Genomic DNA, 14,882 nt, shown 5'->3' with positions numbered 1-14,882 from the left:
GGCTACTTCTCCTGCTTCTCGTCGACGCCCGCTTCGGCGCCGCTCATGTTGTCCTTCTCACCGGTTCCGAGTGAATCGGTGAGTCCCTGCAGTGCCGCCCAACGGATGTCGACGGCGTCATGGTGGTGATCCGGGTCACCGTTCAGGTTGATCCCGCATTCGGGACACAGGCCTGCACAGTCCTCCCGGCACACCGGCTGCATCGGCAGTGCGAGCACCACCGCATCGCGCAGCACTGGCTCGAGGTCGAACATGCCGTCCTCGAGGAAGATCATGCCCTCGTCCTCGGCGTCGTCGCCCGGATCCGCAGCGCGGCTGCGGCCCCGGTCATCGGCGTCGGGGTACGAGAACATCTCCTGGAAGTCCGCCGCAACCTCCTGGCGCAGCGGCTCCAGACACCTTACGCACTCCCCCTCGGCCGTGGCACCGGCGGTGCCTGTAACGAGCACACCTTCCATGACGGACTCGAGGCGGAGATCGAGCTCCACGGGTGCGCCCTCGGGCACACCGATGACCCCTTCGATACCGAGGACCGGCGAACCAGGTGCCGCCACCGAGCGGGAGAGCCGCTGGAGCGCACCGGGCCGCCGACCCAGCTCGTGCGTGTCGAACACGAGGGGGTTGCGGTGGTCGAGGCGGGCGTTCAGAGCTTTTCCTGCTTTCGGATCGTGTGGGAGGCCGCGTTGTCAGCGCAGCATCAGCTCACCGCACGCGCGACCGAAGAGCCAGGATACTGGACCGTTCGCTGTTGGCCCAATCCGGTCAGCGACCCTGCTCGTAGCGGCGCAGCTGTTCCATGTCGATCATGCCCGTGTCGAAGAAGCTCGTCTCGTCGAGCTGCGGCTGGGCCTGGTCCTGAGCGTGGGCCTGGGCCTGCTGGTGGTGGAGCTGCTGCTGGTCGTACGTGTACTGCTGCGCATAGCCCTGGTCGTACTGCTGGGCGTAACCCTGCTGCTGTCCCCCATAGCCTCCGGCATGGGAGGTACCTCCCGCGTACGGATCCTGCTGGTACGCGTACACGTCCTGTGGCTGGGTTTGCGGCTGGGCCTGCGGCTGATAGCTGTACGGGGCGGCCTGGGCCGGGATATGGACGGGCGGCTGCTGAACCTGCTGGGCCTGCGGCTCCGGGTCGGCCAGCTCGGCGAGGCCGGCGAGATAGTCGGCGTCGCTCGTGTGCTGCGTCCCCGCCGCGTCCTGGGCGGCCATGTGGGCCCCGAGGTCGTCCGTGGCGATGCGGCCGTGCAGCTTCTGCCTGCCTCGGCCGACGGCCTCCAGCGTCTTGGAGAGGACCGCTTCGAACGCGCCCAGTTTGGCGTCGACGTAGTCGTCCGCCCGCTGGATCAGCGTCCCGGGGTCCGCGCTGTACTCGGGGGCGTCGTCGTCGGCGGGGTCGACGTAGCCCTGCTCGCCGAGCCCGGGGCTCCGGCCGAGGAGCTTCTCGCGGCCGCGGTCGACCGAGCCGATGGTCTTGTTGAGCACGACCTCGAAGTTCGCGAGCTTGGAGTCGACGTAGTCGTCGGCCTCGGCACGGATCTCCTCGGCCTCCCGGCGGGCCTCTGCGAGGATGCGGTCGGCCTCCTCCTGGGACTGACGCGCGATCTGGGTGCCGGAGATCAGCGAGCCGCGCTCGGAGTGGGCGGCCTCGATGATCCGCTCGGCCTCCTGGCGGGCCTGCTCGACCATCTGGTCCCGGCCGCCGATCAGCTCCTGTGCGTGGGCGAGCGAGCCGGGCAGGGCCTGCCGGACCTCTTCGAGCATCGCGAGCAGCTCGGCGCGGTTGACCACGCAGGAGGCCGACATGGGCATGGACCGGGCGTTTCCGACCGCCTCGACGATCTCGTCGAGCTTCTTCTGCACGTCCACCTTGCGCTCGCCACTCTCTACAGTCACTACAACAGCCGATTGGAGACGGACGTGACGACTGTACGGCCAGTCGACGCCCTCCCCCTACCCCTGGGGCGGGGGACCTCCGGACACCGGTGACGGTCGGTCAGACCGTCACTTCTGCGGCAGGCGGTCGCTCAGAGCGGCCAGCACCACCGGGGGCACCAGGTGGGAGACGTCGCCGCCCCAGGCCGCGACTTCCTTGACGAGGGAGGACGACAGGAAGCTGTAAGTGGGGCTGGTGGGGACGAACAGCGTCTCGACTCCCGACAGGCCGTTGTTCATCTGGGCCATCTGCAGCTCGTAGTCGAAGTCGCTGACGGCCCGCAGGCCCTTGACGATGGCGGGGATGTCCCGCTCCTTGCAGTAGTCGACGAGCAGGCCGTGGTAGGCCTCCACCTCGACGTTTCCGTACTCGGCGGTGACCTCGCGGATCAGCTCGATCCGCTCCTCCACCGTGAACAGGCCCTTCTTGGCCTGGTTGATCATCACCACGACGTGCACGACGTCGTACAGCTTGGAGGCACGGGCGATGATGTCGAGGTGTCCATTGGTGATGGGGTCGAACGACCCCGGACAGACGGCGCGGCGCAACTGAAGTCCCTCGCTCTCCGGTCCGGTCATGGTGCGTCTTCGCACGTAGAGGCGGCGCGACCGTACCAAAGCGTTCCTTCGCCGTAACGACGGGCCCTCAGTGGCTCGATGCCCTCGGGCCAGACGAACTCTCCGCCTCTGGTGCTGCGCTCCACGGTGACGAGGGCATCCTCCGCGAGCCAGCCCCGCGTGCGGAGTGTGAGGAGAATCTCCCGAAGATCGTCGTCGGTGACGGCGTAGGGCGGGTCGAGGAACACGATGTCGTACGGTTCCGCCGGCGCCGGCCCCTGGACGATCTGCTCGGCCCGGCCCGAGCGGACCTCGGCGCCCGGCAGTGCCAGCGTCCGTACGTTCTCCCGGACCGTACGGGCGGCACGGCTGTCGGCCTCGACGAGGAGCGCGTGGGAGGCGCCTCGCGACAGGGCCTCCAGGCCGACCGCGCCCGAACCCGCGTACAGATCCGCCACCCGGACGCCGTTCAGCGTGCCGAGGAGCGACTCCCAGGTGGAGAACAGGCCTTCGCGCGCCCGGTCGGAGGTGGGGCGGGTGCCGTTGCCCGGCGGCACGGCCAGGCGACGTCCGCCGGCCGCACCGGCGATCACGCGGGTCATCTGAGTCCTTCTCGGCGCTTGTTCGGTCCGTTCACCACCACGATATGGGCTCACCGGCCCAGGGCCCGCCCGCTCGGTGCGTCGGCAGCCGCCAGGGGCAGCGGTCGGCCGCCTTCCGGCGGCCCGCGTCAGCCCTTGTCCAGGTACTGCTCGCGGTCCTTGTCGAGCAGGGCGTCGAGCGCGGTTCGCAACTCCGGCAGCCTCTCCAGTTCCGGGTCGGCGGTGACGACGGCCACCGCCTCCTCGCGTGCGGCGGCGATGACCTCCTCGTCGTCGATGACCGCGAGGACCTTCAGCGAGGAGCGGACTCCCGACTGGGCCTGACCCAGCACATCGCCCTCACGGCGCTGTTCGAGGTCGATACGGGACAGCTCGAAGCCGTCGAGCGTGGCGGCGACCGCCCCGAGCCTGGCCCGGGCGGGGCTCGCCTCCGGCATCTCGGTGACGAGCAGACACAGCCCGGGGGCCGAACCGCGGCCGACGCGTCCGCGGAGCTGATGCAGCTGGGAGACGCCGAACCGGTCGGCGTCCATGATCACCATCGCCGTCGCATTCGGCACGTTCACCCCGACCTCGATGACGGTGGTGGCCACCAGCACGTCCACCTCGCCCGCGGCGAAGCGGCGCATCACGGTGTCCTTGTCGTCGGGCGCCATACGGCCGTGCAGGACCTCCACCCGCAGGCCCTTGAGCGGGCCCGCCGCCAACTGCTCGGCGACCTCCAGCACGGCGAGCGGAGGCCGCTTCTCGGCCTCGTCCTCCGGCGACTTCTTCTTCGGCTCGGCCGTCTCGTCGAGGGAGTCGCCGATCCTCGGGCACACGACATACGCCTGGTGGCCGCCCTCGACCTCCTCGCGCACCCGCTCCCACGCCCGCGCCAGGAAGTGCGGTTTGTCGGCGGCGGGCACGACGTGGGTGGCGATGGGGGAACGCCCGGCGGGCAACTGGTCCAGTACGGAGGTCTCCAGGTCGCCGAAGACCGTCATCGCGACCGTACGCGGAATGGGCGTGGCGGTCATGACCAGCAGATGCGGCGGCTGCTTGCCCTTGCCCCGCAGGGCGTCACGCTGCTCCACGCCGAAGCGGTGCTGTTCGTCCACGACGACCAGCCCCAGATCGTGGAACTGCACCTTGTCCTCGATCAGCGCATGCGTGCCGATGACGATCCCGGCCTCGCCGGTGACGAGGTCGAGCAGTGCCTGACGGCGGGCGGCGGCACCCATCGAGCCGGTGAGCGGCACGACCTTGGTCGACTGCTCGGCGCCCCCGAGCATGCCGCCCTCGGCGAGGTCGCCCATCATCTCGACGATCGAGCGGTGGTGCTGCTGGGCGAGGACTTCCGTGGGCGCGAGCATCGCGGCCTGACCGCCCGCGTCGACGACGGCGAGCATGGCACGGAGCGCGACCAACGTCTTTCCGGAACCGACCTCACCCTGGAGCAGCCGGTGCATGGGGTGTTCGGTGGCCAGGTCGCCGAAGATCTCCGCCGAGACCTTCTGCTGGCCCTCGGTGAGCGTGAAGGGAAGCCTGGCGTCGAACGCGTCGAGCAGTCCGCCCGGTGCGGCTCTGCGGGCGACGGCCGGGAGCTTCCTGTCCGCGTATCGCCGCCGGGCGAGGGCGACTTGGAGGACGAAGGCCTCGTCCCACTTGAGCCGCTGCCTGGCGTCCTCGATGTCCGCCTTGCTCCCCGGCCGGTGGATCTTGAGCAGTGCCTCGGGGAGCGGAACGAGGCCGCGGCCCTCGCGCAGCGCCGGCGGCAGCGGGTCGAGGGCCTCCCGGGCCTGTGGAAGGACCGCGTCGACGGCCTTGGCGATCTTCCAGGACTCCAGGCCCTTGCAGGCCGGATAGATCGGGATGAGCTTCCCGGCGAAGGCACTGACCGCTCCCTCGCCGTCGTCCGCGTCCAGCCGCTCGTACGTGGGGTGGGCGAGCTGCAGCTTGCGGTTGAACATGGACACCTTGCCGGCGAACATCGCCCGGCTGCCGGGCGGCAGGTCCTTGTGCGGCTTGTGGATGCCCCGCCCGAAGAAGACCAGCTGGAGCCGCCCGCTTCCGTCGGTGATGGTGATCTCGAGCCGCTGCCCGCGCCCGCCGTTGAACTTGAGCACGCGCGAGTCGGCGACCTGGGCGACGACCGTGACGTGCTCCTCCAGCGGCAGGTCCGCGAGCCGCGTCAGCTGACCCCGCTCCTCGTAGCGCCTGGGGTAGTGATGGAGCAGATCACCGACGGTGCGCAGGTCAAGGTTCTCGGCCATGACCTTCGCGGTCGCCGGGCCGAGACTCGTCTTCAGTGGCTCATCCAGTGCGGACACGCGATCCATTGCACACCACCACACCGACAGCCGTCGCACGCCGGTGGATATCCGCTGGTCACAACGGTGCTGCGCCCTCCCGGGACAGCGCGGTCCCCCTGCCTTCCCACGCCGTGGTCACCGACGACGGGATCGCCCGACGCGCGCCGCCGCTCGTCCCCCACTGCGCGGCGACGACGACACCTGAGACTCCCTGAGACTTCCGGGACCACACCGCGCGGCGCGCGGTACCGGCCGGCCGACCCGGCACCGGCCCACCACGACGACCACAACCGCACCGCCCGCGCAGTGACCCCGTGCCTATTCCACGCCGATCAGCAGCGGCGCCCCCCGCCCGCCGGGGTGCACCACCGTGTCCACCGCCAGGTGCCCCCTGCGGACGTGGGACTCCAGGCGGTCCGCCAGTGACGGTGGGGCGTCGTCCGGCAGGACAAGGGTGACGAGCTCGCCGCCGGCCGAGAGCATGCGGTCGAGCACCGTCTCCGCCGTCTCGGCGAGATCCGCGCCGATCACTGCGACGTCCCCGTCGATCAGGCCCAGCACGTCCCCCGCCTGGCAGACCCCGGCCGAAGTGAAGGACTGCCGCTCCGCGACGGCCAGTTCGCCGTAGCGGGTCGCACCGGCGGCCGAGGTCATCGCGACGACGTCCTCGTCGAAGCGGCGTTCGGGTTCGTGGACCGCGAGCGCCGCGATGCCCTGAACCGCGGAACGGGTCGGGATGAGGGCGACCCTTACGCCTTCTGTGCGGGCCTGTTCCGCGGCCGCCGCCGCGGTGTGCCGGAGCTCCGCGTCGTTCGGCAGGAGCACCACCTCGCGCGCGTGCGCCCGCCGGATCGCCTCGACCAGTTCGCCGCTCGCCGGAGGTTCCCCCGGCCGCGCGAGCACCGTGGTCGCGCCGGCCGTCTCGCAGAGGCCCGCGAGCCCCTCCCCCGGCACCACCGCGACGACGGCCCGCTGCACCGGCTCGCGCGGCTCGGCCTGTACGGTCGCGCCGAAGTGGGTGATGCGGATCCGGTACGGGCGTCCCGCCTCGACCCCCGCCTCCACCGCCGCGCCCGCGTCGTCGACATGAACGTGGACGTTCCACAGCCCGTCGCCGCCGACCACGACGAGTGAGTCGCCGAGTCGGTCGAGCCGGCCCTTGAGGCGGGTCACCGCGGTGTCGTCCGCTTCCAGGAGGTAGATCACCTCGAACGCCGGGCCGCCGTCGTCACACGATTCGCCGGCGGGGTTCACGGCCGGGTGGACCCGGACAGCGGGGCGGCGGGGCGGCGCCTCCCCGGTCACGGCCTCGACGAGCGCGCCGAGCACCGCCAGCAGGCCCTGGCCTCCCGCGTCGACGACACCGGCCCTGCTCAGCACCTCCAGTTGCCCGGGGGTCTCCTCCAGCGCCTGCCGGGCCCTCGCGTACGCGGCCACCAGAGCGGCGCCGTCGCCGGGGACCGCCACGTCAGCGAGACCCGCGTCAGTAGGACCCACGGGCGGCATCTCCGCCGCCCCCGCCTCCGCCGCCGCTTCCGCCGCCGCCGTGGCCACGCTCAGGATGGTGCCCTCCACGGGGTGCGCGACCGCCTCGCGCGCGGACTCCGCGGCCCGCCGCAGCGCCTCCGCAAGCCCGCCGTCCCGCTCCCCGAGCACCTCGGCCATCCCTCCGAGCAGTTGCGCGAGGATGGTCCCCGAGTTGCCCCGCGCCCCGATCAGCGCGCCGTGGGCCATGGCCCGCACGGCGTCGGGAAGCTCGGGCACCCCGGTCTCGTACGCGGCGAAGACCGCCTCCACGGCCCGTGCCGCGGATTCGACCGTGAGATACAGATTCGTGCCGGTGTCCCCGTCCGCGACCGGATAGACATTGATCGCGTCGATCTCCTCGCGCTCCCGGCCCAGCGCCTCCAGTGCCAGTGAGCACCACGCGCGTACCGCCTCGGCATCGAGGGCCCGTCCCTCTCCCCCCGGTGTCCTCGTGCGAGGCCCTGCGGGCCGACCCTGCCCTGCGGGCCGCCCGTCCTGTGTCGGCAACTGATGTCCTCCTTGAGCGGCCGGCTGCACCGCAGGGTAGACCCGCGCCCGGCCGGGAGCCGGGCGGGGGGCGGAGGAAGCCATGGTAGTTTCGTTGTACGGGAGCAGTCGTTGTATGCTGCTCCGGTTGCCCGATGAAAGTCGGGCCATTCCCCCGGCAGGCCACTTCAGATCACTGATTCCGGCACGCCGGATTTCACTGTAAGTGCATCTGAAGTCTTTGGAGTGACCCGTGGCTGCCAACTGCGACGTCTGCGGCAAGGGGCCGGGCTTCGGCAACAACATTTCGCACTCGCACCGCCGTACGTCCCGTCGCTGGAACCCGAACATCCAGCGCGTGCGTGCCGTGGTCGGTCGGACGCCGAAGCGGCTCAACGTCTGCACCTCGTGCATCAAGGCCGGCAAGGTCTCGCGCTAAGTGATGCTCCCCGCGCTCGTGCGGGGATGAATCCCGCCGACGTTTCGTCGTAGCGCAGCCCCTGCGGTTGCCTTGAGAAGCCGGTCCACCTCGGTGGACCGGCTTCTTGCCGTTCCCGCGCACCGGCCCGTGCAACGCACACCGCCTGTATGAACCAGGCAGGCCATGCAACGCACCGGCCCGTACCCCCGGGTACAGCTCCACCGGGGTACGGGCCGGTGCGCGCCTAGCGGAAGCGCCAGCCGTGGTCGACGGGACCGATTCCGCCGCCCAGCTCGAATCCCGCGGCTATCGCGCCGGTGACGTACTCCTTGGCGGCGTGCGCGGCCTCCGGGACCGTGAGCCCCTTCGCCAGCCCCGCCGCGACCGCCGAGGCGAGCGTGCAGCCCGTGCCGTGCGTGTGCCGGTTGTCGTGACGGGGTGCGCGCAGCCAGTACTCGTCGGTGCCGTCGGTGAGCAGGTCCACGGCGTCGCCGGCGAGATGCCCGCCCTTGATCAGGGCCCAGCGCGGCCCGTACGCGAGCACGGCGTCGGCCGCCAGCCGCAGATCGGCCTCGCTCTCCACCTGTACGCCGGTGAGCTGGGCGACCTCGTCCAGGTTCGGGGTCGCGACGGTCGCGGCCGGAAGCAGTGCCGTACGCACCGAATCGAGCGCGGACGCGGCGAGAAGTGCGTCCCCGTGCTTGGAAACACCGACGGGATCGACGACCACGGGCGCGTCCGTCCCGGACAGCAGCTCCGCGACGGTCTCGACGAGTTCGGCCGATGCCAGCATTCCGGTCTTCACGGCCTGGACGCCGATGTCGTCGACGACGCTGCGGTACTGCGCGCGTACCGCGGCGACGGGGAGTTCCCAGGCGCCCTGCACGCCGAGCGAGTTCTGCGCGGTGACCGCCGTGATCACGCTCATGCCGTGGACGCCCAGGGCCAGCATGGCCTTGAGGTCGGCCTGGATCCCGGCGCCGCCGCCGGAGTCGGAGCCGGCGACGGTCAGCACCCGCGCCGGTGTCACGAGTCCTCCCCGAAGTGGTCCCAGCCACCCTTGTTCGTCCACGGCGCCCCGTCGACCGTCACCTGCGGCAGCGCGGACGGGTTCAGCACCTCGCCGATCACCTTCCAGCGTGCGGGCAGTTTCACGTCCGCGGGGAAGGTCGCGACGATGGCGTGGTCCTCACCGCCGCTCAGCACCCACTGCAGCGGGTCGACGCCGACGGCCTGGCCGATGTCGTTCATCTGCGAGGGGATGTCGATGAGTCCCGAGCGCAGGTCGATACGGACCTTGCTGGCCTCCGCGATGTGACCGAGATCGGCGACGAGTCCGTCACTGACGTCCGTCATGGCGGTGGCGCCGAGCCCGGCGGCAGCCGGTCCCGCGTGGTACGGCGGCTCGGGGCGCCGGTGTGCCTCCACGAAGGCGCGCGGCGAGCGGAAGCCGCGCGAGAGGACCGCGTGCCCGGCGGCGGACCAGCCCAACCAGCCGGTGTACGCGACGACATCGCCGGGCTGGGCCCCGGCGCGGGTCACCGGATCGTGGTTGCGCAGATCGCCGAGTGCCGTGATCGCCACGGTGATGGTGTCGCCGCGCACGACATCGCCACCGACCACCGCCGCGCCCGCGACCTGACACTCGTCGCGGATGCCGTCCATCAGCTCGGTGGCCCAGGTGACGGGCAGATCGGCGGGGACGACAAGGCCGAGGAGCAGCGCGGTCGGTACGGCGCCCATGGCGGCGATGTCGGCCAGGTTCTGTGCGGCCGCCTTGCGGCCCACGTCGTACGCGGTCGACCAGTCGCGCCGGAAGTGCCGCCCCTCCAGCAGCAGGTCGGTGCTGGCGACGACCCTGCGGTCGGGTGCGGCGACGACCGCGGCGTCGTCGCCGGGTCCGAGCCGTACGGCGGGGGTTGAGGTGAGCCGGGAGGTGAGCTCCCTGATGAGTCCGAACTCCCCCAGTTCGCCCACGGTGCCCTTCATTCCTGTGCTCCTTCTGCCCCAGTGCGATTGCGGTAGCGAGCCGTCAACGCTGTCGGTACCGTCGAGTAGCCCGAGCAGGCCGTCAACTTCTGTGCTTCGTGCGCCACGCTGCGCGCGCCTTGGGTCGCGCAGGTCTCCCCGCGGCCCGTGGCGACGCGATACCGTGGCGTCCCTTCTCCCCACATGATCCTCGTGGCCGCCCTGGAGGTTCCGTGGTACAGGCGTACATCCTTATTCAGACCGAGGTGGGCAAGGCGTCGACCGTCGCCGACACCATCTCCAAGATCCCGGGGGTGATCCAGGCCGAGGACGTGACGGGTCCGTACGACGTGATCGTGCGTGCCCAGGCCGAAACGGTCGATGAGCTGGGCCGCATGGTGGTCGCCAAGGTCCAGCAAGTGGACGGCATCACGCGGACGCTGACCTGCCCGGTCGTGCACCTCTAGCCCCCGTCTACGCTTGGCCGGTGATGTCCCTTCGCCGGCTTCTGTCTCTGCCCGCCGCGGCCGCCGTGCTGCTGGCCGCCGCGGGCTGCTCCTCCACGGACGCTCCGGCATCGATCACGGTTCCCGCTCCTCCTCCCGAGGAGAAGGCGCTGTGCCGTGCACTGCACGAGGCACTGCCGGACTCCGTGGCCGGAGTGGACCGTCAGGACCCCGAGCCGCGTTCCGAGCTGACCGCCGGGTGGGGGGACGCCGCGATCGTACTGCGCTGCGGTGTCCCCCGGCCCGCGGGGCTGAACGACTGGCGTGCGAACGGGGTCGAGGTGAGCGGCGTCGAGTGGTACGCGGAGGAACTCGAGGACAGCGCACGGTTCACCACCACGTACCGAAAGACCTATGTCGAGGTGACGTTCTCGAAGCAGTTCGGTGATGTCGGCCCGCTGACGGACCTGGCGGGACCGGTCGCGAAGACGGTCCCGCCACTGTTCTCCGGGAAAGGCTGAGGCGAACCGGTTCAGCGCAGTCCGGTCGGACGACGCAGCGCCGCCTCGATCAGCCGGTCCACGAGCTCCGGGTAGCTCACGCCGCTCTCCTGCCACATGCGCGGGTACATGGAGATCGGTGTGAAGCCCGGCATGGTGTTGATCTCGTTGATGACGAACTCGCCGTCCTCGGTGAGGAAGAAGTCCGCGCGGACCAGCCCCTCGCAGGACGCGGCGTCGAAGGCCTTCACCGCGAGTCGCTGCACCTCGGCCGTCTGCTCATCGGTGAGCGGCGCGGGCACGAGACCGGTCGCCGAGTCGATGTACTTGGCCTCGAAGTCGTAGAACTCATGGGCGGAGACCGGCGGGATCTCTGCGGGCACGCTGGCGCGCGGGCCGTCCTCGAACTCCAGAACTCCGCATTCGATCTCACGGCCGCGCAGCAGCGACTCCACCAGGATCTTGGGGTCGTGGCGCTGTGCCTCGGCGATCGCCTCGTCGAGCCCGGAGAGGTCCTCGACCTTGGTGATGCCGATGGAGGACCCGGCGCGGGCGGGCTTCACGAAGAGCGGCCAGCCGTGCTCGCCGGCGAAGTCGACGATCTTCTTGCGGGCGGCGGAAGGATCCTGCTGCCACTCACGGGGCCGGACGACCACATAGGGACCGACAGGCAGGCCGAACGAGGTGAAGACCCGCTTCATGTAGTCCTTGTCCTGGCCGACGGCCGAGGCGAGGACGCCCGAGCCGACGTACGGGACTCCGGAGAGCTCCAGCAGGCCCTGCAGGGTGCCGTCCTCACCGTACGGCCCGTGCAGCACGGGGAAGACGACGTCGACCTCGCCGAGCGCCTTGGGCACGGAGCCCGGCTCGCTGTAGAGGACCTCGCGGTTGCCCGGGTCGACCGAGAGGACGACGCCGCCCTCGGTGGACTCGGAGAGCTCTTCGACGGACGGCAGTTTCCGGTCGGCGATGGCCATACGGTCGGGCTCGTCCGACGTCAGCGCCCAGCGGCCGTCCGTCGTGATGCCGATGGGCAGCACGTCGTACTTGGCGCGGTCGATGGAGCGCAGCACGGCGCCGGCCGTCACGACGGAGATCGCGTGCTCGGAACTGCGGCCGCCGAAGACGACCGCGACGCGCGGCTTGCGGCGCGCCTCGCCTCCGGCGGGGGCGAGGTCGGGGCTGTGGGAGGGGTTCTCGCTCATATCGCGACGAGACTACCTTGCGCCTTTGCCCGCGCGGCAGGCCCGCGCCGCAGCACGTCAGCGGCGTCACTCAGCGGATCGGCCCGGTGGCGCTCGGGACTCGGCGGTACCCGTGACCCGGCCGCGTACAGGCTGTGCCACCGGGCGCCCGACGGCGGACGGACCCCAGTGGCACACGGACCGAGTGACGCCCGCGACCCGCCGGACACTCGGCGCACAGCGACGCCCGGCACTCAGCGAGGCCCAGGACTCAGCGACGCCCGGCACTCAGCGAGGCCCAGGACTCAGCGACGCCCGGGACTCAGTGACGCTCGGGCTTGGCGCTGCGCGACATCAGTTCCTTGAGCGCGACGACCGGAGGCTTGCCCTCGTGGACGATCGACACGACCGTCTCGGTGATGGGCATGTCGACTCCGTGCCGCCTGGCCAGATCCAGTACCGACTCGCAGGACTTGACGCCCTCGGCGGTCTGCTTGGTCGCGGCGACGGTCTCCTGGAGGGTCATGCCGCGGCCGAGGTTGGTGCCGAAGGTGTGGTTCCGGGAGAGCGGCGACGAGCAGGTGGCGACGAGGTCGCCGAGACCCGCGAGGCCGGAGAAGGTCATCGGGTCGGCGCCCATGGCGAGGCCGAGCCGGGTCGTCTCCGCGAGACCACGGGTGATGAGGGTGGCCTTGGAGTTGTCGCCAAGGCCCATGCCGTCCGCGATGCCGACGGCGAGGCCGATGACGTTCTTGACGGCTCCGCCGAGTTCGCAGCCGACGACATCGGTGTTGGTGTAGGCGCGGAAGTACGGGGTCATGCAGGCGGACTGGAGCCGCTGGGCGACCGTTTCGTCGGCGCAGGCCACCACCGCGGCGGCGGGCTGGCGGTCGGCGATCTCCTTGGCGAGGTTCGGCCCGGTGAGGACCGCGACGCGCTCGGCGGGGGCCTCCGCGACCTCCTCGATGACCTCGCTCATCCGCTTGGCGGTGCCGAGTTCGACGCCCTTCATCAGGGAGACCAGAACGGTGTCCGGGGCCAGCTTGGGCGCCCACTCCGCGAGGTTGGCGCGGAGGGTCTGGGAGGGCACGACCAGGACGGTGAAGTCGGCGTCCTGCGCGGCCTCTGCGGGGTCGGTGGTGGCCCGCACCCGCTCCGGGAGCTGGATTCCCGGCAGATAGTCCGGGTTGGTGCGGGTCGTGTTGATGGCCTCGACGGGCTCGGCGCGGCGCCCCCACATGGTGACGTCGCAGCCCGCGTCGGCGAGCACCATGGAGAAGGCCGTGCCCCAGGATCCGGTGCCGAAAACGGCGGCCTTGACGGGACGCGTCACTTGGTCCCCTCCTCGGCTGCCCTGTGTCGCTGTTCCGCCCGCGCCCTGCGGTGGTCGAACGGCTCGGCGGGCGCCTGCTCGCCGCGTACCTCCTCGAGAATCGCGGTGACCGCGGCCATGATGGCCTCGGTCGCCTCGCGCAGCACCTCGGGAGTGGGTTCGAGGCCGTAGAACCGGGCGAGGTCGACGGGCGGTCCCGCCTGCACGATCAGCGTCTTGCGCGGGAACAGCCGGAACTTGTTCTCCTTGGCGTACGGCGGCATCGCCAGGTTGGCCCCCCACTGGGCGACCGGGATGACCGGAGCCTTGGTGAGCAGCGCGACGCGTGCCGCGCCGGTCTTGCCGGCCATCGGCCACATCTCGGGATCCCGGGTCAGCGTGCCCTCCGGGTAGAACGCCACGCACTCGCCGCGCTCGATGGCGTCCACGGCGGCGCGGAAGGCGTCCAGCGCGTTGGTGGTCTCGCGGTAGACCGGGATCTGGCCGGTGCCACGCAGCATGGTGCCGACGAAGGATCCCTTGAAGAGGGCGGCCTTCGCCAGGAAACGGGGGACGCGTCCGGTGTTGTACTGGTAGTGCGCGTAGGACAGCGGATCCAGGTAGGAGTTGTGATTCACCGCAGTGATGAATCCGCCGTCGGCCGGAATGTGCTCCGTTCCTCGCCAGTCCCGCTTGAACAGAACCACCAACGGCGGTTTCGCGATGACCGCCGCCAGGCGGTACCAGAAGCCGATTCTGCGGCGGGACACTCGGACACCTTCCTCTATGACCTGGCGCAGCAGGCTGCTGCCCGGCTGCTGGGGGTCAAGTGTCGCCCCAGGCCCCTGGTCTGTCGAGAACACCGTACGCCCCGGCCTCCTGCGAGTCCCTCCGGGCGGCCACGTGGGCAGGTGACAATGGGGCCGTGCACTGGTCACTGGTCGTTCCGCTGAAGCCCCTCGCGCTGGCCAAGAGCAGACTGGCCGCGGCCGCTGGCGGGGCGCTGCGTCCTCATTTCGCCCTTGCCTTCGCCCTGGACACGGTCGCGGCGGCGCTCTCGTGCCCGGCCGTGCGGGATGTGGCGGTCGTCACTGACGACCCGCTGGCCGGGACGGAGCTTGCCGCACTCGGGGCGCGGATCGTGCCGGACTCCCCGGCCGCCGGGCTCAACGCGGCGCTGACGCACGGGGCCGCCGCGGTGCGCTCGATGCGCCCCGGCTCGGCGGTGGCCGCGCTGAACGCGGACCTGCCCGCGCTGCGGGCGGCGGAATTGGCGCAGGTACTCGCGGTGGCCGGCCAATTTCCGCGGGCTTTCCTGCCGGACTCGGCGGGAATTGGCACGACTTTTCTGTCGGCCGCACCGGGGGTGGAATTGCGCCCTGCATTCGGCGGGCCTTCACGAAACCGGCATTTGCGCTCCGGTGCGGCGGAAATTGCCGTGGACGGCGCCGAGTCGGTCCGCCGCGACGTCGACACCGCCGAGGATCTGCGGGCCGCGCTGGCACTGGGCGTGGGCCCGCGCACGGCGGCACGCTGCGCGGAGCTGCCGATGCTGCGGCCCGTTCACCACCAGGGGGCGAGGACGGGCGGCGGCCCGGGCGCCGGATACGCTCTGGACATGCAGGCGACCGCGTACACGTACGACTCAGAGACCC

14 protein-coding genes and 1 pseudogene are annotated in these 14,882 nt (G+C 71.0%); 4 read left to right on the top strand and 11 right to left on the bottom strand.

The genetic code is table 11. The features are described 5' to 3' along the window. Window positions 1–2: 2 nt before the first annotated feature. The 6 genes from ACFU5O_RS12705 to ACFU5O_RS12680 form a co-directional block, all read right to left on the bottom strand. Complete coding sequence (locus tag ACFU5O_RS12705) at window positions 3–614, bottom strand: YceD family protein (RefSeq protein WP_384239429.1); 612 nt, start codon at window positions 612–614, stop codon at window positions 3–5. A 148-nt stretch (window positions 615–762) separates the two neighbouring features. Further along, window positions 763–1,863, bottom strand: a complete 1,101-nt coding sequence (locus ACFU5O_RS12700) for an ATP synthase F0 subunit B (protein ID WP_384239686.1) — start codon at window positions 1,861–1,863, stop codon at window positions 763–765. A 135-nt stretch (window positions 1,864–1,998) separates the two neighbouring features. Then, window positions 1,999–2,478: a pantetheine-phosphate adenylyltransferase gene (gene coaD / locus ACFU5O_RS12695; protein ID WP_384239684.1), complete on the bottom strand. Its 480-nt coding sequence runs from the start codon at window positions 2,476–2,478 to the stop codon at window positions 1,999–2,001. Window positions 2,479–2,504: 26 nt separating this feature from the next. Next, on the bottom strand, window positions 2,505–3,089 hold the full coding sequence (gene rsmD / locus ACFU5O_RS12690; protein WP_384239427.1) for a 16S rRNA (guanine(966)-N(2))-methyltransferase RsmD: 585 nt from the start codon (window positions 3,087–3,089) through the stop codon (window positions 2,505–2,507). Between the two features lie 128 nt (window positions 3,090–3,217). Continuing rightward, a complete protein-coding gene (recG, locus tag ACFU5O_RS12685) occupies window positions 3,218–5,410 on the bottom strand; it encodes an ATP-dependent DNA helicase RecG (protein WP_384239426.1) in 2,193 nt (730 codons plus the stop codon). A 291-nt stretch (window positions 5,411–5,701) separates the two neighbouring features. After that, the gene (locus ACFU5O_RS12680) at window positions 5,702–7,417 is read right to left on the bottom strand and encodes a DAK2 domain-containing protein (protein WP_384239424.1); all 1,716 of its coding nucleotides are present in this window, start codon (window positions 7,415–7,417) and stop codon (window positions 5,702–5,704) included. A gap of 232 nt (window positions 7,418–7,649) precedes the next feature. Here ACFU5O_RS12680 and rpmB point away from each other — a divergent pair, with 232 nt between their 5' ends. After that, complete coding sequence (rpmB, locus tag ACFU5O_RS12675) at window positions 7,650–7,835, top strand: 50S ribosomal protein L28 (protein WP_003957616.1); 186 nt, start codon at window positions 7,650–7,652, stop codon at window positions 7,833–7,835. Window positions 7,836–8,061: 226 nt separating this feature from the next. Here rpmB and thiD read toward each other — a convergent pair whose 3' ends face one another. Next, window positions 8,062–8,847, bottom strand: a complete 786-nt coding sequence (gene thiD / locus ACFU5O_RS12670) for a bifunctional hydroxymethylpyrimidine kinase/phosphomethylpyrimidine kinase (RefSeq protein ID WP_384239422.1) — start codon at window positions 8,845–8,847, stop codon at window positions 8,062–8,064. Continuing rightward, window positions 8,844–9,806 carry a thiamine-phosphate kinase gene (locus ACFU5O_RS12665; RefSeq protein ID WP_384239420.1) on the bottom strand — a complete coding sequence of 321 codons (963 nt, stop codon included), beginning with the start codon at window positions 9,804–9,806 and terminating at the stop codon, window positions 8,844–8,846. Before ACFU5O_RS12665 ends, thiD begins: the two co-directional genes overlap by 4 nt. A 212-nt stretch (window positions 9,807–10,018) precedes the next feature. On the opposite strand from ACFU5O_RS12665, the gene ACFU5O_RS12660 reads away from it, so the two are divergent. Both ACFU5O_RS12660 and ACFU5O_RS12655 read left to right on the top strand, forming a co-directional pair. After that, complete coding sequence (locus ACFU5O_RS12660) at window positions 10,019–10,252, top strand: Lrp/AsnC family transcriptional regulator (protein ID WP_041131431.1); 234 nt, start codon at window positions 10,019–10,021, stop codon at window positions 10,250–10,252. A gap of 23 nt (window positions 10,253–10,275) precedes the next feature. Next, a complete protein-coding gene (locus ACFU5O_RS12655) occupies window positions 10,276–10,752 on the top strand; it encodes a DUF3515 domain-containing protein (protein ID WP_384239682.1) in 477 nt (158 codons plus the stop codon). A gap of 11 nt (window positions 10,753–10,763) precedes the next feature. On the opposite strand, the gene ACFU5O_RS12650 is transcribed toward ACFU5O_RS12655, so the two are convergent. From ACFU5O_RS12650 to ACFU5O_RS12640, 3 genes are all read right to left on the bottom strand, one after another. After that, complete coding sequence (locus ACFU5O_RS12650) at window positions 10,764–11,936, bottom strand: D-alanine--D-alanine ligase family protein (protein WP_384239418.1); 1,173 nt, start codon at window positions 11,934–11,936, stop codon at window positions 10,764–10,766. A gap of 301 nt (window positions 11,937–12,237) precedes the next feature. After that, window positions 12,238–13,248, bottom strand: a complete 1,011-nt coding sequence (locus ACFU5O_RS12645) for an NAD(P)H-dependent glycerol-3-phosphate dehydrogenase (RefSeq protein WP_384239417.1) — start codon at window positions 13,246–13,248, stop codon at window positions 12,238–12,240. Next, window positions 13,245–13,997, bottom strand: a complete 753-nt coding sequence (locus tag ACFU5O_RS12640) for a lysophospholipid acyltransferase family protein (protein WP_384239415.1) — start codon at window positions 13,995–13,997, stop codon at window positions 13,245–13,247. Before ACFU5O_RS12640 ends, ACFU5O_RS12645 begins: the two co-directional genes overlap by 4 nt. A gap of 155 nt (window positions 13,998–14,152) precedes the next feature. Here ACFU5O_RS12640 and cofC point away from each other — a divergent pair. Further along, window positions 14,153–14,767 (top strand): annotated as a pseudogene (cofC, locus tag ACFU5O_RS12635) (2-phospho-L-lactate guanylyltransferase); the annotation flags it as partial. Window positions 14,768–14,882 lie beyond the last annotated feature (115 nt).

Source organism: Streptomyces sp. NPDC057445 (genome assembly GCF_042802855.1).
Taxonomy (GTDB): Bacteria; Actinomycetota; Actinomycetes; order Streptomycetales; family Streptomycetaceae; genus Streptomyces.
The sequence above is the reverse complement of the archived record's forward strand: the minus strand, read 5'-3'. Positions and strand labels throughout refer to the sequence as shown.